Annotated in this window: 13 protein-coding genes; 10 read left to right on the top strand and 3 right to left on the bottom strand. The window is 71.7% G+C overall.

From position 1 onward, the window contains the following. Positions 1-112: 112 nt before the first annotated feature. Together FHX46_RS17780 and FHX46_RS17775 are read left to right on the top strand one after the other, a co-directional pair. Positions 113-1939 carry a diguanylate cyclase domain-containing protein gene (locus FHX46_RS17780; RefSeq protein WP_167121529.1) on the top strand — a complete coding sequence of 609 codons (1827 nt, stop codon included), beginning with the start codon at positions 113-115 and terminating at the stop codon, positions 1937-1939. Next, positions 1936-2403: a peroxiredoxin gene (locus FHX46_RS17775; RefSeq protein WP_167116190.1), complete on the top strand. Its 468-nt coding sequence runs from the start codon at positions 1936-1938 to the stop codon at positions 2401-2403. The genes FHX46_RS17780 and FHX46_RS17775 overlap by 4 nt, the downstream gene beginning before the upstream one ends. On the opposite strand, the gene FHX46_RS17770 is transcribed toward FHX46_RS17775, so the two are convergent. The 3 genes from FHX46_RS17770 to FHX46_RS17760 form a co-directional block, all read right to left on the bottom strand. Beyond that, positions 2395-3834 (bottom strand): cytochrome P450, encoded by a 1440-nt coding sequence (locus FHX46_RS17770; RefSeq protein ID WP_390622625.1) that lies wholly within the window; start codon positions 3832-3834, stop codon positions 2395-2397. The two genes, FHX46_RS17775 and FHX46_RS17770, sit on opposite strands and share 9 nt — an antisense overlap. A gap of 83 nt (positions 3835-3917) precedes the next feature. Then, positions 3918-4988, bottom strand: a complete 1071-nt coding sequence (locus tag FHX46_RS17765) for a ribonucleotide-diphosphate reductase subunit beta (protein WP_167116187.1) — start codon at positions 4986-4988, stop codon at positions 3918-3920. Then, positions 4985-7783, bottom strand: coding sequence for a ribonucleoside-diphosphate reductase subunit alpha (locus FHX46_RS17760; protein ID WP_167116184.1), 2799 nt, complete (start codon positions 7781-7783; stop codon positions 4985-4987). The genes FHX46_RS17765 and FHX46_RS17760 overlap by 4 nt, the downstream gene beginning before the upstream one ends. A 277-nt stretch (positions 7784-8060) precedes the next feature. On the opposite strand from FHX46_RS17760, the gene FHX46_RS17755 reads away from it, so the two are divergent. The 8 genes from FHX46_RS17755 (at position 8061) to FHX46_RS17720 (ending at position 17374) form a co-directional block, all read left to right on the top strand. Continuing rightward, entirely contained in the window at positions 8061-8843 is a 783-nt protein-coding gene (locus FHX46_RS17755) for a TIGR03084 family metal-binding protein (RefSeq protein WP_167116181.1), read from the top strand. After that, entirely contained in the window at positions 8840-10534 is a 1695-nt protein-coding gene (locus FHX46_RS17750; RefSeq protein WP_167116178.1) for an acyclic terpene utilization AtuA family protein, read from the top strand. Before FHX46_RS17755 ends, FHX46_RS17750 begins: the two co-directional genes overlap by 4 nt. Then, positions 10531-11679 (top strand): acyl-CoA dehydrogenase family protein, encoded by a 1149-nt coding sequence (locus FHX46_RS17745; protein ID WP_167116176.1) that lies wholly within the window; start codon positions 10531-10533, stop codon positions 11677-11679. Before FHX46_RS17750 ends, FHX46_RS17745 begins: the two co-directional genes overlap by 4 nt. Continuing rightward, on the top strand, positions 11676-13274 hold the full coding sequence (locus FHX46_RS17740) for an acyl-CoA carboxylase subunit beta (RefSeq protein ID WP_208400188.1): 1599 nt from the start codon (positions 11676-11678) through the stop codon (positions 13272-13274). The genes FHX46_RS17745 and FHX46_RS17740 overlap by 4 nt, the downstream gene beginning before the upstream one ends. Before the next feature lie 5 nt (positions 13275-13279). Further along, a complete protein-coding gene (locus FHX46_RS17735) occupies positions 13280-15226 on the top strand; it encodes an acetyl/propionyl/methylcrotonyl-CoA carboxylase subunit alpha (protein WP_167116173.1) in 1947 nt (648 codons plus the stop codon). After that, the gene (locus FHX46_RS17730) at positions 15223-16380 is read left to right on the top strand and encodes an acyl-CoA dehydrogenase family protein (RefSeq protein ID WP_167116170.1); all 1158 of its coding nucleotides are present in this window, start codon (positions 15223-15225) and stop codon (positions 16378-16380) included. Before FHX46_RS17735 ends, FHX46_RS17730 begins: the two co-directional genes overlap by 4 nt. 12 nt (positions 16381-16392) lie before the next feature. Continuing rightward, entirely contained in the window at positions 16393-17019 is a 627-nt protein-coding gene (locus tag FHX46_RS17725) for a TetR/AcrR family transcriptional regulator (protein WP_167116167.1), read from the top strand. 91 nt (positions 17020-17110) lie between these two features. Then, on the top strand, positions 17111-17374 hold the full coding sequence (locus tag FHX46_RS17720) for a hypothetical protein (protein ID WP_313886172.1): 264 nt from the start codon (positions 17111-17113) through the stop codon (positions 17372-17374). Positions 17375-17386: the final 12 nt, after the last annotated feature.

Here is a 17386-nt window from a genome sequence, read left to right as displayed (position 1 = left end):
ACCGGCCCGGAGCGGGTTCGTCGGTGCCCGCCCCGGGCCTGACCTGCCCATCGTCGTTCTACAGAAGAGGTGGAGCGTGTCGGAACCTGGTCCCGCACCAGGGTTGGCGGAGCTGACCCGGCAGTGGGCCGCGCGTCTGGCTGACACGGAGGGAGTAGCGCTTCCCCCGGACGAGTTGGAGCGCCTCCTCCGCGACTTCACCCGCACCGCCCTGGCCGAGGCCGAGTCGGCCCGGGACGCAGCGGTCCGCCGGTTCACCACCCTCTACCGCACCGCGCCCGTCGGCATCGCGATGGCGGACCCGGACGGCACGATCGTCGAGGTCAACAAGGAGCTCGGCAAGTTCCTCGGGCACCGCCCGGACCGGCTGTGCGGCCGCCGTCTCACCGACCTGGCCTTCGACGCCCGGGACCGCGAGCGGGTCACCGCCGGGTTGTCCGAGCTCGCCGAGACCGACCTCGAGGCCATCACCGACCGGATCCGGCTCGCCCACGCCGACGACGCCGGTATCTGGGCCGACGTCGTCCTCACCCGCCTGCCCGGGGACCGGCCCGGCACCCGGTTCCCGGTGCTGATGGCGGCCGACGCGAACGAGGTGCACGAGCTGCAGGAAACCCTGCGGCACCAGCTCATCCACGACTCGCTCACCGGCCTGTCCAACGCCTCCCGCTTCCGCACCATGCTGGAGAGCGCGCTCGGCCCGTCCGCACACGGTCAGGTCGCCCTGATCTACCTGGACCTCGACGGGTTCAAGGTGATCAACGACGGGCTCGGCGCGGGCGTCGGCGACGCGGTGCTGCGCGGCGCCGCCAAGAAGCTCAAGCAGACCTTCACCGAGCACGAGGCCCTCGTGGCCCGGCTGTCCGGGGACGGGTTCGCCGTCCTGCTGCGCGGCGAGCTCACCCCGGCGAAGGTGATCACGCTCGTCGAGACCGCGCTGGAGGACCTGGCCGAGCCGATCTACATCGGCGAGCACGGCGTGGGGGTCAGCGCCAGCGCCGGCATCGTGGTGCGGGACGTGCGCGACGGCGGCGTCGAGGACATCCAGCGCGCGGCGGAGATCGCGCTGCACCGCGCCAAGGAAGCCGGCAAGGCGCAGTGGATGCTGTTCGACCCCGAGCTGGACGCCCGGGACCGGGCCCGCTACCGGCTCGGCGCGGAGATCGCCGGTGCCCTGGAGAACGGGCAGTTCGAGCTGATCTACCAGCCGACGGTGAAGCTCGCCAGCCCGGACGAGATCGCCGCGGTCAACGCGGGCCTGCGCTGGCACCACCCGGAGCTGGGCGAGCTGCCCGCGGAGGACTTCTTCCCGCTGGCCGACACCACCGGCATGACGATCCCGCTCGGCAAGTGGCTGCTGACCGAGTCGCTGCGGGCGACCGCGCGGTGGCGGGCGCGCTACGGCGACGCGGCGCCCGACGTGTGCATCCGGCTGCCCAACCGGCTCGCGATCGAACCCGACCTGGTGGCGATGGTCAAGGACGAGCTCGACCGCAACGAGCTGCCGGCGAAGGCACTGCGGCTGTGCACCGACAGCGCGGCGATCCTGGACCCGCGCGGCGAGGTGCTCGACTCGCTCACCGTGCTGGCCGACCTCGGCGCCAAGCTGGTGCTGACCGTGCAGGGATCGGCCGACCTCGAGCTGATCCCGCAGCACCAGCTGCCGGTGCAGCACGTGATCCTGTCCGGGCCGGTGGTCGACGCCCTCGCCGACGGTGAGCCGGAGACCGCGGCCCGGCACCTGGACCAGCTGGTCGTCCGGGCGCGCGAGCTGAAGCTGCGGATCGGCGCGGAGGGTGTGCGCAGCCGTGAGCAGGCCGACCGGCTGCGGCGGCACGGCGTGATCGCCGCGCGCGGCGCGTTCGTGGCCGAAACCGCGACCGGGGACGAGGTGGACCAGCTCATCGAGCAGCACACCGATGCCACGGTGACGGGATGAGGCCGGGCGAGCTCGCCCCGGACTTCACCCTGCCCGACGAGCGGGGGCAGCCGCGCACCCTGTCCGGGCTCCTGACCGCCGGGCCGGTCGTGCTGTTCTTCTACCCGGCCGCGCTGACTCCCGGTTGCACGGCGGAGAGCTGCCACTTCCGGGATCTGGCCCAGGAGTTCGCCGAGGTCGGCGCCCAGCGGGTGGGGATCAGCCCGGATCCGGTGGGGCGGCAGCAGGAGTTCTCCGCCCGGCACGGGTTCGACTACCCGTTGCTGTCCGATGCCGACGGGACGGTGGCCCGGCAGTTCGGCGTGCGCCGCTCGTTCGGCCCGCTGCTGACCAAGCGGCAGACCTTCGTGATCGGCACCGAGCGCCGAGTGCTGGACGTGATCAAGAGCGAACTGCGGATGGCCGTGCACGCCGACCGGGCGCTGGCGGCGCTGCGGGCGCACCGCCGTCCACCGTCACCGTAGGCGCTTCAGGTGGACGGTCAGCCCGTCGACCGGGACGGGCAGTGACACGTAGTCCCACTTCAGCCGGTAGTCCTCGGGCACCGACCAGCGGTAGGTGCGCAGCATCTCGTGCATCAGCAGCTTCACCTCGTTCGTCCCGAAGTGCATGCCGATGCACTTGTGCGCCCCGCCGCCGAACGGCATCCACGCGAACCGGTGCGACTTGTCCTCCCGGCGGCCCTCCGCGAACCGCTCCGGGTCGAACGCGTGCGGATTCGTCCAGTGGTCCGGCGAGTAGTGGTTGGTGTTCGGCGAGACGTTGCACAACGTGCCGGCCGGCAGGTAGTGGCCGAGCACCTCGGTGTCCCGCACCGTCATGCGCGGCAGCGACGGCACCGGCGCGGTCAGCCGCAGCGCCTCCTTGATCACCAGGTCCAGGGTCCGCAACGACTCCAGTGCTTCGAGGTCCGGCAGATCGCCGCCCAGCGCCAGCGACTCGGCGCGCGCCCGCTCCTGCCACTCGGGGTGCTTCGCCAGGTGGTAGGCCACCGCGGAGCTGGTGATCGTCGCGGTGTCGTGGGCGGCCATCATCAGGAAGATCATGTGGTTGACCACGTCGTCGTCGGTGAACTCGGCCCCGTCGTCGCCGCGCGCGTGGCACAGCGCGGAGAACAGGTCGGCGCCCCCACTGCGCCGCTTCGACGGCAGCTTCTCGGTGAAGTAGCGTTCCAGCACCCGCCGCCCGTGCAGGCCCGCCGCCCACCGGCCGCCCGGCACCGGCACCCGCACCAGCGCCGTCGCGGCCCGGACCGTCCCGACGAACGCCCGGTTGAGCGCCTCGGCGTCCGCACCCGGTGGCATGTCCATGAACACCCGGCTCGCGACGTCCAGCGTGAGCCGCTTGAGCAGCCAGTACAGCCGCAGCCGGCGGTCCCCGCCCCACGCCGACACGCCGGCACGCAGCACCGGCGCGGCCTGCCGCAGGTAGACGGCGAGCTTGTCCCGGGTGAACGCCTCCTGCATGATCCGCCGGTGCAGGTGGTGCTCCTCGAAGTCCAGCAGCATGAGCCCGCGGTGGAAGAACCGCTCGATGAAGACCCGCCAGCCCTCCTGCGAGAACGCCTTGTCCCGGTTCACCAGCACCGCCTGGGTGGCGTCCGGGCCGGCCAGCACCACGATCCGCTGCCCGAACGCCCCCATCCACGACACCGGCCCGTACTTGGCGTACCGGTGCAGCGCGAAGTCCAGCCCGAACCGCATCGAGTCGATCGCGTGCCCGAGGACCGGTGCGCCCGCGTCACCGAGGACCGGTGCGAGCCCGCTGCCGGGCGGCGGTGCGGCGAGCTCCCGCACCGGCCACCGCTGGTCCAGCAGACGCCGGTCGACGGCCCGGGGGAGGGGGATGGCGGTCAGGGGTGGAACCCGTTCCCGGATTGCCCTGGCGACAGTCACGATCACGCCTCCTTGCGCAGAGCTGCGATCACCACCGTCCCGCACCACCCCCGCCCCCGGCAAGGGGCAACTTCACCCGGCGGTCAGTCCCAGGCCAGCGACCCGCCGGTCTGGTACTCGGTCACCCTGGTCTCGAAGAAGTTCTTCTCCTTGCGCAGGTCCATCGCCTCCGACATCCACGGGAACGGGTTCTCGTTCTCCCCGAAGATCGGGGCCAGCCCGATCTGCTGGGCGCGCCGGTCGGTGATGAAGTGCAGGTACTGCTCGCACAGCGCCGCCGAGAGCCCGAGCATGCCGCGCGGCATGGTGTCCCGCGCGTAGGCGACCTCCAGCTCGCACGCCTGCGTGAGCATCTCCCGCACCTCGGCCTGGAACTCCGGCGACCACAGGTGCGGGTTCTCGATCTTGATCTGGTTGATGCAGTCGATGCCGAAGTTCAGGTGGATCGACTCGTCGCGCAGGATGTACTGGAACTGCTCGGCGATCCCGACCATCTTGTTCCGCCGTCCCAGCGACAGGATCTGCGCGAACCCGGTGTAGAACCACATCCCCTCGAACACCACGTAGAACGCCACCAGGTCGCGCAGGAAGTCCTGGTCGGCCTCGGCGGTGCCGGTCGCGAAGTCCGGGTTCTCCAGGTTGCGGGTGTAGCGCAGCGCCCACGCGTCCTTGTCGGTGATGGCGGGCACCTCGCGGTAGGCGTTGAACAGCTCGCCCTCGTCCAGGCCCAGGCTTTCGCAGATGTACTGGAAGGTGTGGGTGTGCACAGCCTCCTCGAACGCCTGGCGCAGCAGGTACTGGCGGCACTCCGGGTTGGTGATCTGCCGGTACACCGCGAGCACCAGGTTGTTCGCCACCAGCGACTCCGCGGTGGCGAAGAAGCCGAGGTTGCGCTTGATCATGCGGCGCTCGTCCTCGGTCAGCCCGTCCGGCGACTTCCACAGCGCGATGTCGGCCTGCATCGCCACCTCGGTCGGCATCCAGTGGTTGGTGCAGCCGGCCAGGTACTTCTCCCACGCCCAGTGGTATTTCAGCGGCAGCAGCTGGTTGACGTCGGCGCGGGCGTTGATCATCGCCTTGTCGTCCACGCTCACCCGGTCGGCGCCGCGGCTGATCGCGCCCAGACCGGTCGTGTCGGTGTCGATGGTGCTCACTGGCAGGCCTCGCAGTCGGGGTCGTCGATGCGGCAGGCGGCGAACCCGGGTTCCGGGACCGCCGCGGGAACGGCCGCGGGAACGGCTGCGGGGACGGCGTTGAGCTTGCCGTCAGTACCGCGCAGCGTGCTCTTCTCCACGCTCGTGGCCGCCTGCGCGCGCAGGTAGTAGGTCGTCTTCAGGCCCTTGTGCCAGGCGTAGCGGTACAGCTCGTCGAGCTTGCGGCCGCTGGGCGCGGCCAGGTACAGGTTGAGCGACTGCGCCTGGTCGATCCACTTCTGCCGCCGCGAGGCCGCATCCACCAGCCAGCGGCTGTCGATCTCGAAGGCGGTCGCGTACAGCCGCTTGAGGTCGGCCGGCACCCGGTCGATGTGGGCCAGGCTGCCGTCGAAGTACTTCAGGTCGGCCACCATGGCCTCGTCCCACAGCCCGCGTTCCTTCAGCGCGGCGACCAGGTGCGGGTTGATCACGGTGAAGTCACCGGACATGTTCGACTTCACGTAGAGGTTCTGGAACAGCGGCTCGATCGACTGGCCCACGCCGCAGATGTTGGAGATCGTCGCGGTCGGCGCGATCGCCATGACGTTGGAGTTGCGCATCCCGCCGCGCACCCGGTCCCGCAGCGCGTCCCAGTCCAGCGTGGACGAGTGGTCGACGTCGAGCGCGTCGCCCTCGCGGGCCTGCTCGAGCAGCCGCAGCGAGTCGATCGGCAGCACGCCCTGGCTCCACAGCGAGCCGTCGAACGTCTCGTAGGCGCCCCGCTCCCGCGCCAGCTCCGCCGACGCCGCGATCGCGTGGTAGCTCAGGTGTTCCATGCTGCGGTCGGCGAACTCGACCGCAGCCGGGCTGTCCACCGGCAGGCCGAGCGTGAACAGCGCGTCCTGGTAGCCCATCAGCCCCAGGCCGACCGGGCGGTGCCGCAGGTTGGACCGGCGCGCCTCCGGGATCGTGTAGAAGTTGATGTCCACCACGTTGTCCAGCATCCGCACCGCGGTGCGCACGGTGCGCTCCAGCTTCGCGGTGTCCAGGCCCCCGGCCGTGACGTGGCGGGCCAGGTTGACCGACCCGAGGTTGCACACGGCGACCTCGTCGGCGCTGGTGTTCAGCGTGATCTCGGTGCACAGGTTGGACGAGTGCACCACGCCCGCGTGCTGCTGGGGCGAGCGCAGGTTGCACGGGTCCTTGAAGGTGATCCACGGGTGGCCGGTCTCGAACAGCATGGTCAGCATCCGCCGCCACAGTTCGACCGCGCGGACCCGGCGGAACACCCGGATCTCGCCGCGGTCGGCCGCGGCTTCGTACTCGCGGTAGCGCTGCGCGAAGGCGTTGCCGTAGAGGTCGTGCAGGTCCGGCGTCTCGTCGGGGGAGAACAGGGTCCACCGGCCATCGGCTTCGACGCGGCGGAGGAACTCGTCGGGCACCCAGTTGGCGGTGTTCATGTCGTGGGTGCGGCGGCGGTCGTCGCCGGTGTTCTTGCGCAGGTCGAGGAACTCCTCGACGTCGATGTGCCAGGTCTCGAGGTAGGCGCAGGCCGCACCCTTGCGCTTGCCGCCCTGGTTGACCGCGACCGCGGTGTCGTTGGCGATCTTCAGGAACGGCACCACGCCCTGGGACGTGCCGTTGGTGCCCTTGATGTGCGCGCCCAGCCCGCGCACCGGCGTCCAGTCGTTGCCCAGGCCGCCGGAGTACTTCGCCAGCAGCGCGTTGTTCTTGTAGGACTGGAAGATCGCGTCCAGACTGTCGTCGACCGTCGTCAGGAAGCACGACGACAGCTGCGCCCGGGTGGTGCCGGAGTTGAACAGCGTCGGCGTCGAGGCCATGAAGTCGAAGCTCGACAGCAGGTCGTAAAACTCCACAGCACGAGATTCCCTGTCGTCCTCGCGCAGGGCCAGCCCCATCGCGACCCGCAGGAAGAACGCCTGCGGCAGCTCGAAGCGGGTGCCGCGCTCGTGCAGGAAATACCGGTCGTAGAGGGTTTGCAGGCCGAGGAAGCCGAAGTCGAGGTCCCGCTCGGGCCGGATCGCGGCGGTCACCCGGTCCAGGTCGAAGGCCGCCAGCTCGGGGTCCACCAGCTCCAGCTCGATCGCGCGGCGCAGGTACTGGCGGAAGTAGCCGGGGTAGTCCAGCTCGGCGTGCGACGCCTGGCGTGGCTCGCCGGCGAGGTGGCTCAGCGCCTCGCCGCGCAGTTTGTCGAGCAGCAGGCGGGCGGTGACGGCCGAATAGCTGGGCTCGCGCTCCACCAGCGTGCGGGCGGCCATGATCAGGGCCAGCGCCAGCTCGTCGGTGCTGATGCCGTCGTAGAGGGTGCGTTCGGCCTCGGCCAGGACCGGCTCGACGGCGACGTCGGCGATCCCGGCGACGGCCTCGCCGACGACGCGGGCGAGGCGATCGCGGTCCAGCGGGCGCAGCTCACCGTCGGTGTGCTGGACGCGGATCGCCGCGGGCGGCGGCGCGGTCTCGCGGGCGCGGGCGTGTTCCTCGCGGTAGAGCACGTAGGCGCGGGCGACCTTGTGGTGGCCGCCCCGCATCAGGGCCAGTTCCACCAGGTCCTGGATCTGCTCGAGGTGCACGGCGTCACCGGTGGCGTGCCGTCGCAGCGCGGCCTCGACCTGCTCGGTCAGCTCGGCGACCACGTGGTGCAGCCGCGACGACCCGGCGGCCTCGTCACCTTCGGCGGCGAGGAACGCCTTGGTCAGCGCGACGGAGATCCGGTTCGCGTCGAAGGGCGACGCGGCACCGTCCCGGCGGATGACCCGCAGCGTGGCTGCCGGCGCCGGGGAGGTTTCCACAGACATGCATCACTCCGTTTTCGGGCGCGTTTCATCGGCACACCGGCCTGGGTGCCGGCGTGCTGGGGGTGGGCACGACTCGTCCCGGAGGGCCCGCCTGCGCCTCTTCAGGCGTGCGGCCCCGCCGGTGATCGAAGACTACATCTTGGGGTGTCGCCGTCCTGGTACCCCAAGATGCGGGCGTGTCGGCAGACCGTGCTAGGAAAAACAATCAAGCGTGCTTGATTTTTCCGCACCGGGGTGCCACGCTTCGCTGCGAAGCGTGCGCAAGGAGGCGGATGGCGTGGCGGACCCCGGACCGATCCTGGAGGACCTGGCCGGCGAGAGCCGGGAGCTGGACGAGCTGGTGGCCGGGGCCGAGTGGTCGACCCCCACCCCGGCGGAGGGCTGGACGATCGCGCACCAGATCGCGCACCTGGCGTGGACCGACGCCAAGGCGCTGATCGCGGTGCGCACTCCCGAGGACTTCCCGGCGGAGGTGCAGCGGGCGCTGACGGTGGGTGCGGACTTCGTCGACCAGGGCGCGCGGGACCTGGCCGAAAAGCCGCGCGAGGAGCTGCTGGCACTGTGGCGGGCAGGGCGTGCGCAGCTGGCCGAGGAGCTGGCGCAGGTACCGGAGGGGCGGAAGCTTCCGTGGTACGGGCCGCCGATGAGCGCGGCGTCGATGGCGACCGCGCGCCTGATGGAGACCTGGGCCCACGCGCAGGACGTCCACGACGCGCTCGGGCTGCGGCACGAGCCGACCCGCCGCCTGTGGCACATCGCGCGGTTCGGCGTCCGCACCCGCGACTTCGCGTTCTCGGTGCACGGACTGGCCGCGCCGGCCGGGGAGTTCCGCGTCGAACTGTCCGGAACGGACGGTGAACAGTGGACGTTCGGGCCATCGGACGCCGCCCAGCGCGTCACCGGGTCCGCACTCGGCTTCTGCCTGATCGTCACCCAGCGGCGGCACCCGGCCGACACCGACGTGGTGGCCGTCGGCGCGGACGCCGGGAAGTGGCTGGAGATCGCGCAGGCCTTCGCCGGCCCGCCCGGTTCCGGGCGCAAGGCGGGACAGTTCGCATGAGCGGCGTCCTGCGCATCGGCAACGCCTCCGGCTTCTACGGCGACCGGTTCTCCGCGGTGCGGGAGATGCTCACCGGCGGTCCGCTGGACGTGCTGACCGGCGACTACCTCGCCGAGCTGACCATGTTGATCCTCGGCCGCGACCGGCTCAAGGACGCCTCCCGCGGCTACGCCCGGACCTTCCTGCGTCAGATGGCCGAGAACCTGGCCCTGGCCAAGGAGAACGACGTCAAGATCGTCACCAACGCGGGCGGGCTGAACCCGGCCGGGCTGGCGGAGGCGATCCGCCAGCTGGCGGACGAGCTGGGGCTGCACGTCGCCGTGGCGCACGTGGCGGGCGACGACCTGCTGTCCCGGGCGGACGAACTGGGGCTGGGAAAACCGTTGACCGCCAACGCCTACCTCGGTGCCTGGGGCATCGCCGCGTGCCTGGAGCGCGGCGCGGACGTGGTGGTCACCGGCCGGGTCACCGACGCGTCGCTGGTGGCCGGCCCGGCGGCGGCGCACTTCGGCTGGGCCCGCGACGACTACGACGCGCTCGCCGGCGCGGTCGCCGCCGGGCACGTCATCGAGTGCGGCGCCCAGGCGACCGGCGGCAACTACGCGTTCTTCACCGAGCACGACCTCGGCACGCCCGGGTTCCCGATTGCGGAGATCGCCGCCGACGGCTCCAGCGTGATCACCAAACACCCGGGTACCGGGGGAGCGGTGACCGTCGGCACCGTCACCGCGCAGCTGCTGTACGAGATCACCGGCCCGCGCTACGCCGGACCGGATGTCACCGCCCGGTTCGACACGGTGACGCTCACCGGGGACGGCCCGGACCGCGTGCGGATCTCCGGCACCCGCGGGGAGCCGCCACCACCCACGCTCAAGGTGTGCCTGAACACCCTCGGCGGGTTCCGCAACGAGACCACGTTCGTGCTGACCGGGCTGGACATCGACGCCAAGGCGGCCCTGGTGCGCGCCCAGCTCGAAGGCGCGCTCGCAGACCGGCCGCCGGCGGAGATCCGGTGGACCCTGGCCCGCACCGATCACGCGGACGCCGACACCGAGCAGCGGGCGAGCGCCCTGCTGCACTGCGCGGTCAAGGACGCCGACCCGAAGGTGGCCGGGCGGGCGTTCAGCGGCGCAGCCATCGAACTGGCGCTGGCGAGCTACCCCGGCTTCCACGTCACCGCGCCGCCCTCGGACGCCTCACCCTACGGCGTGTACACGGCGGCCTACGTGGACGCCGCCGAGGTGCCGCACGTGGCCGTCCTGCCCGACGGGTCCCGGGTGGACATCGCGGCCCCGGCCAGGACCCTGGAGTTGTCCGAAGTGGACGAGCCCCGGCTGCCGGAGGTGTTGCCGGCCGGGGCGACCCGCCGGGTGCCGCTCGGCACGATCGCCGGCGCCCGCAGCGGTGACAAGGGCGGCGACGCGAACCTCGGCGTGTGGGTCCGGTCGGACGAGGCGTGGCGATGGCTCGCGCACTTCCTCACCGTCGCGGAGTTCCGCCGGTTGCTGCCGGAGACCGCGAACCTCCCCGTCCGCCGGTACGTCCTGCCGAACCTGCGTGCGCTCAACTTCGTCGTCGAAGGGCTGCTCGGGCAGGGCGTGGCGTCGCAGGCCCGGTTCGACCCGCAGGCCAAGGCGCTGGGCGAGTGGCTGCGCTCCCGGCACGCCGACATCCCGGAGGTACTGCTGTGAACGGCCCGTTCGCCACACCGGAGCGGACCGCGCTGCGCGAGACCGTGCGCCGGTTCGTCGAGGCCGAGGTGCTGCCGCACCTGGACGCGTGGGAACGCGCCGGGGAACTGCCGCGGGACCTGCACCGCAAGGCCGGGGAGATCGGCCTGCTCGGCGTGTCCTTCCCGGAGGCCGTGGGCGGTGGTGGCGGGAACTTCCTCGACGCGATGACCGTGACCGAGGAAATCCTGTCCGCGGGTGGCTCCGGCGGCCTGATCGCCTCGCTGTTCACCAACGGGATCGCGCTGCCGCACCTGGTCACGGCCGGTGACCCGGCGCAGATCGACCGCTGGGTGCGGCCGACGATCGAGGGCAGGCTCATCGGGTCGCTGGCGATCACCGAGCCCGACGGCGGCTCGGACGTGGCCGGTATCCGCACCACCGCCCGCCGCGAGGGCGACCACTACGTCGTCAACGGCGCCAAGACCTACATCACCTCCGGCACCCGCGCCGACTTCGTGACCACCGCGGTACGCACCGGCGGCCCGGGAGCGCACGGGGTGTCGCTGCTGGTCGTCGAGCGCGGCACGCCCGGGTTCACCGTGAGCCGCAAGCTGGAGAAGATGGGCTGGCACTGCTCGGACACCGCGGAACTGTCCTTCGCCGACGCCCGGGTGCCCGCGGCGAACCTGGTCGGCGAGGAGAACACCGGCTTCCTCCAGATCGCCACCCACTTCGTCACCGAACGGCTCTCGCTCGCGGTGCAGGGCTACGCGACGGCGCAGCGCGCGCTCGATCTGACCGTGCAGTGGTGCCGGCTGCGGGAGACGTTCGGCCGGCCGCTGATCTCACGGCAACTCGTGCAGCACAAGCTGGTGGAGATGGCCCGGCGGACTGAGCTGGCGCGCGTCTACACGCGGCACGTCGCGCAGCGGTTCGTGGCGGGCGAGGAGGTCATCGCGGAGGCGTGCTTCGCGAAGAACACCGCGGTCGAGACGGCCGAGTGGGTCGTGAGCGAGGCGGTCCAGCTGCACGGCGGCCTCGGGTACCTGCGGGAGTCCGAAGTGGAGCGGCACTACCGCGATGTCCGCATCCTCGGCATCGGCGGCGGCACCAACGAGATCCTGGCGGGTCTCGCGGCGAAGAGATTGGGGTACACGGCTTGAGCGTGATCCGGTCCGGAGTGGACACCGACAGCCCGGAGTTCGCGGCCAACCGGGAGGCGATGGAGGCCAAGCTCGCCGAACTGGCAGGCGAGCACGCCAAGGCGATCGCGGGCGGCGGCGAGAAGTACGTCGAGCGGCACCGCACACGCGGGAAGCTCCTCGCCCGCGAGCGGATCGAGCTGCTCGTCGACGAGGACTCGCCGTTCCTGGAGCTCTCGCCGCTGGCCGCGTGGGGCACCGACTACCACGTCGGTGGCAGCCTGGTCACCGGCATCGGGGTCGTGGAAGGCGTCGAGTGCATGATCATCGCCAACGACCCGACCGTGAAGGGCGGCGCGAGCAACCCGTCCAGCCTGAAGAAGGGCCTGCGGGCCGCCGAGATCGCGGCGGAGAACCGGCTGCCGACGATCAACCTGGTCGAGTCCGGTGGCGCGGATCTGCCCACCCAGAAGGAGATCTTCATCCCAGGCGGGCGCACGTTCCGCAACCTGACCACCTCCTCGGCGACCCGGATCCCGACCATCGCGCTCGTGTTCGGCAACTCCACGGCCGGCGGCGCCTACCTGCCCGGCATGTCCGACTACGTGGTGATGGTCAAAGAACGCGCCAAGGTGTTCCTCGGCGGCCCGCCACTGGTCAAGATGGCCACCGGGGAGGAGTCCGACGACGAATCGCTGGGCGGTGCGGAAATGCACGCCCGCACCTCGGGGCTGGCCGACTACCTCGCCCACGACGAGCAGGACGCGATCCGCATCGGCCGCAGCATCGTCAAGCGGCTCAACTGGCGCAAGCAGGGGCCGGCGCCGAAACCGGACCACCCCGAGCCGCTGCTGGACCCGCAGGACCTGCTCGGGATCGTGCCGGCCGACCTGAAGATCCCGTTCGACCCGCGTGAGGTGATCGGCCGGATCGTCGACGGCTCCGACTTCGACGAGTTCAAACCGCTCTACGGCACCAGCCTGGTCACCGGCTGGGCGAACCTGCACGGCTACCCGGTTGGCATCCTCGCCAACGCCCGCGGGGTGCTGTTCAGCGAGGAGTCGCAGAAGGCCACCCAGTTCATCCAGCTCGCCAACCAGACCGACACGCCGCTGCTGTTCCTGCACAACACCACCGGGTACATGGTCGGCAAGGAGTACGAGCAGGGCGGCATCATCAAGCACGGCGCCATGATGATCAACGCGGTGTCCAACTCGACGGTGCCGCACCTGTCCGTGCTGATGGGCGCCTCCTACGGGGCCGGGCACTACGGCATGTGCGGCCGCGCCTACGGGCCGAGGTTCCTGTTCGCGTGGCCCAGCGCCAAGTCCGCCGTGATGGGCCCGGCGCAGCTGGCCGGCGTGCTCTCGATCGTCGCCCGGCAGTCGGCCGCCGGGCGTGGCCAGCCCTACGACGAGGACGCCGACGCCGCGATGCGCGCCATGGTCGAGCAGCGGATCGAGGCCGAGTCGATGCCGATGTTCCTGTCCGGCATGCTCTACGACGACGGCATCATCGACCCGCGCGACACCCGCACCGTGCTCGGGCTGTGCCTGTCCGCCATCCACAATGGACCGATCAGGGGCGCCGAGGGCTTCGGCGTCTTCCGGATGTGAGTGACGTGATCGACAACATCTTGGTCGCCAACCGCGGCGAGATCGCCCGCCGCGTGTTCCGCACCTGCACCGCGCTCGGCATCGCCCGCACGGCCGTGTTCTCCGACGCCGACGCGGGCTCGCCGCACGTGGCCGACGCCGACGCGGCGGTCCGGCTGCCCGGTAACACCCCGTCCGAGACCTACCTGCGCGCGGACCTGCTGGTCGAGGCCGCGCGCGCGGCCGGCGCGGACGCCGTGCACCCCGGTTACGGGTTCCTGTCGGAGAACGCCGCGTTCGCGCAGGCGGTGCTCGACGCCGGGCTCACCTGGATCGGCCCGCCGCCGTCCGCGATCGCGACCATGGGCTCCAAGGTGGAGTCCAAACGGCTGATGGCGGCCGCCGGGGTGCCGGTACTGTCCGAACTGGACCCCGCAGCGGTCACCGAGGCCGACCTGCCGGTGCTGGTCAAGGCATCCGCCGGCGGTGGTGGCCGGGGGATGCGGGTCGTGCGGTCGCTGGCCGAGCTGGCCGGGGCCGTGGACAGCGCCCGCGCGGAAGCGGCGTCGGCGTTCGGCGACCCGACGGTGTTCTGCGAGCGGTACCTGGAGACCGGGCGGCACATCGAGGTCCAGGTGCTCGCCGACACCCACGGCACGGTCTGGGCGCTGGGGGAGCGGGAGTGCTCGATCCAGCGCCGGCACCAGAAGGTCGTCGAGGAGGCACCCTCCCCGCTGGTCGGCGACGCGATGCGCGCCGAGCTGTTCGACGCCGCGCGCAAGGCGGCGAAGGCGATCGACTACGTCGGCGCGGGCACCGTGGAGTTCCTGGCGACGGACGACGGACGGTTCTACTTCCTGGAGATGAACACCCGGCTGCAGGTCGAGCACCCGGTCACCGAGTGCGTCACCGGCTTGGACCTGGTCGCGCTCCAGATCCGCATCGCCGAAGGGGAGCGGCTGCCCGCCGAGCCACCGGCCGCCCGCGGGCACGCGATCGAGGTGCGGCTGTACGCCGAAGACCCCGCCGCCGGGTGGCAGCCGCAGAGCGGCACGCTGCACCGGTTCCACATCCCGGGCGTGGACACCGAGTTCGCCCTCGGCGGCGCGGCCGGGCTGCGGCTGGACGCGGGCGTGGCGGACGGCTCCGTGGTCGGGGTGCACTACGACCCGATGCTCGCCAAGGTGATCGCGTGGGCGCCCACCCGGGCCGAGGCAGCCCGGCGGCTGGCCCGGGCCCTGTCCGGCGCGCGGATCCACGGGCTGCGCACCAACCGCGATCTGCTGGTCAACGTGCTGCGGCACCCGGAGTTCCTGGCCGGGCACACGGACACCGCGTTCCTCGGCCGGCACGGGCTGGACGTGCTGTCCCGGCCGGCGGCGGACGCCACCGCGGTGCGGCTGTCGGCGACCGCGGCGGCCCTGGCCGAGGCGGCGGCGAACCGCGCCGCGGCGACCACGCTGCCGCGGCTGCCTGCCGGGTGGCGCAACGTGCCGTCCGCGCCGTCGCGCAAGCGCTACCTCGCCGGGGACACCGAGGTCGAAGTGGCCTACCACGCCGGGCTGCGCGTGGACGACGCCGACGTCGTCGAGGTGAGCCCGGGGCGCGTGGTGCTCGACGCCGGCGGGGTCCGGCGCGTGTTCAGCGTCGGGCGGTACCCCGGGCTGGTCTGCGTCGACTCCGCGCTCGGTGCCGTCGACCTGGTCCCGGTGCCGCGGTTCACCGACCCGGACGCCGCGCTCGCCGCCGGCTCGCTGGTCGCGCCGATGCCCGGCACCGTGCTGCGGATCGCCGTCGCGGTCGGGGACACCGTCGCCGCCGGCGACCCGTTGCTGTGGCTGGAAGCCATGAAGATGGAGCACCGGATCACCGCGCCCGCCGACGGCGAGGTCACCGAACTCCCCGTGTCCGTGGGCCGTCAGGTCGAACCCGGCACCGTCCTCGCCGTCGTCACCCCCAAGGAGCGAGCATGAACTTCGTCGAGTCGCCCGAGCGGATCGCGCTGCGCCAGGCAGTGGGCGACCTGGCCCGCGGCTACGGTCACGAGTACTACACCAAGGTCGCCCGCAGCGGCGGCCACACCAGCGACCTGTGGAACGAGGCCGGGCGCCTGGGTTACCTGGGAGTCGCCGTGCCGGCCGAGTACGGCGGCGGCGGAGGCGGCATCGGTGACCTGGCCGCGGTGTGCGAGGAGTTCTGCGCGGCGGGCACGCCGATGCTGCTGATGGTGGTGTCCCCGGCGATCTGCGCCACCGTGATCGCCCGCTACGGCACCGACGAGCAGCGGCGCTCGTGGCTGCCCCGGTTCGCCACCGGCGAGGTGCGGATGTCGTTCGCCATCACCGAGCCCGACGCCGGGTCCAACGCCCACCGGCTGACGACGACGGCCCGGCGCGACGGCGGCGACTGGATCCTCAACGGGCGCAAGGTGTTCATCTCCGGTGTGGACGAGGCCGACGCGGTGCTCGTCGTCGGCCGCACCGCGGACGCCAGGACCGGCAAACTCAAACCCGCGCTGTTCATCGTGCCCACGAACACGCCCGGGTTCGAGTACCGGCAGATCGAGATGGATCTCGTCTCGGCGGACAAGCAGTTCGGCCTGTTCTTCGACGACGTCCGGCTGCCTGCCGAGGCGCTCGTCGGCAGTGCGGACGCCGCGCTGGCACAGCTGTTCGCGGGCCTGAACCCGGAGCGGATCATGGGCGCCTCGTTCTCCCTCGGCATCGCCCGCTACGCGCTGGACAAGGGCGTGGCGTACGCGAAGCAGCGCAGCGTGTGGGGCGCGCCGATCGGTTCCCACCAGGGGCTGGCGCATCCGCTGGCGCAGATCAAGATCGAACTGGAGCTGGCCGGGCTGATGACCCAGAAGGCCGCCGCCCGGTACGACTCGGGCGACGACTTCGGTGCCGGCGAGGCCGCGAACATGGCCAAGTACGCTGCCGCGGAGGTCGCCATCAAGGCGGTCGACCAGGCCATCCAGACCCACGGCGGCAACGGCATGGCGTCGGAGTACGGGCTCGGCACCCTGCTCGGTGCCGTCCGGGTGGGCCGGATCGCCCCGGTCAGCCGCGAGATGGTGCTCAACTTCGTCGCCCAGCACTCACTCGGCCTGCCGAAGTCGTACTAGAAGGGAAGACCCGTGCCGGAGCCCCGCCAGGAGCGCAGCCGGACCACCCGGCGCAAACTCATCGAGGCAGCCGTGGACTGCATCGGCGAGGTCGGGTGGGCCGGCACCACGGTCGCGCTGATCGCGCAGCGCGCCGGCGTTTCGCGCGGGGCCGCCCAGCACCACTTCCCAACCCGGGAGGACCTGGTCACCGCGGCCGTCGAGTACGTCGGCGAGGTGCAGATCGACGAGATGCGGCGGGACGCCCACGGGCTGCCTGCCGGGCGGTCCCGCATCGAGCCGGTGGTCGACATGCTGCTCAACCTCTACACCGGGCCGATGTTCCGCGCCGCGCTGCACCTGTGGGTGGCCGCGTCCAGTGACGAATCGCTGCGCAGCGTGCTGGTCCCGCTGCAGGCCAAGGTCGGGCGCGAGGCGCACCGGCTCGCGGTGGAGCTGCTGGGGGTGGACGAGAGCCGGCCGGGCGTGCGCGAGCTCGTCCAGACGACCCTCGACCTCGCCCGGGGGCTCGGCCTGGCGAACCTCCTCGCCGACGACACCGCCCGTCGCCGGCGCATCATCCGCCACTGGGTCCGGGTTCTCGGACCCGCCGTCCCCGATCCCGAAGTCACCCCGGAAATCACCTCGGTGGGTGGCTGACGGCGTGTCGCCGCCTCGGTCGTTAACACTAATGGACCAATGTGCGATAACTGGGACAACAGCAGGTGACGACGCAAGGGGGTTGATCCCGGTGTCCGGTACAGGTGACGAGCTGTCCCATCGCGCGAGGGCGATGTTGCGGGCGGTGGCCCAGGGCCGCGCCGTGATGTCGTCGAGCTGCGAGCCGGACCTCTTCATCGACGGGGTCGCCTGCTGTGACCAGATGACGGCGCACGCCCTCGCCCACGGCGGCTACATCCGCCCGGCGTCCGAGGACGGTGAGCGCCTGGTGCCCGCCGTCCTGACCGACGCCGGCCGCGCCGTGCTCACGCCGGCCGTGGGCCACGTGGCCTGACCCGGATCCCGC

The sequence above is a fragment of the Amycolatopsis viridis genome (assembly GCF_011758765.1).
Classification (GTDB): Bacteria; Actinomycetota; Actinomycetes; order Mycobacteriales; family Pseudonocardiaceae; genus Amycolatopsis_E; species Amycolatopsis_E viridis.
This window is presented reverse-complemented; position numbering and strand designations above follow the sequence as displayed.

Coding starts and splice junctions, on each gene's coding strand:
- FHX46_RS17750 (WP_167116178.1), top strand. CDS start 8,840: ATGAGCGGCGTCCTGCGCATCGGCAACGCCTCCGGCTTCTACGGCGAC.
- FHX46_RS17775 (WP_167116190.1), top strand. CDS start 1,936: ATGAGGCCGGGCGAGCTCGCCCCGGACTTCACCCTGCCCGACGAGCGG.
- FHX46_RS17760 (WP_167116184.1), bottom strand. CDS start 7,783: ATGTCTGTGGAAACCTCCCCGGCGCCGGCAGCCACGCTGCGGGTCATC.
- FHX46_RS17730 (WP_167116170.1), top strand. CDS start 15,223: ATGAACTTCGTCGAGTCGCCCGAGCGGATCGCGCTGCGCCAGGCAGTG.